The sequence below is a fragment of the Nocardia sp. TBRC8007 genome (assembly GCF_056629435.1).
The window spans coordinates 1-288 of record NZ_JBWSOR010000212.1; the positions used below are offsets into that span (position 1 = coordinate 1).

Here is a 288-nt window from a genome sequence, read left to right on the forward strand (position 1 = left end):
TCCGATACGCCACCCCGGAGATGACTTCCGGGTCCGGTAGCGCGGCGTGGTCGAGTTTCCCGTTCGGGGTCAACGGCATCGCCTCGACCGATATCACCACAGTCGGGACCATGAATTCCGGTAGCCGGTCGGCTGCGAACCGGCGTACGTCGGTGGTCAGCAGGCTTGCTTGTGGATGGTTGGTATAACGGGCGAGGTCCTTCCGCACCGCCGGTGGCGCGAACACATCGGTGAACTGTTTACCCCGCGCGAGCGTGGAGTCGACGAATACCGCGTCCATACACCCCG

The 288-nt window shown here is 63.9% G+C and carries 1 protein-coding gene; it reads right to left on the reverse strand.

Annotated features, from left to right (window positions below):
- Positions 1-288, reverse strand: a 288-nt coding sequence (locus tag ACX4ZE_RS23350) for a hypothetical protein (RefSeq protein ID WP_480275621.1), incomplete at both ends; no start/stop codon positions are given.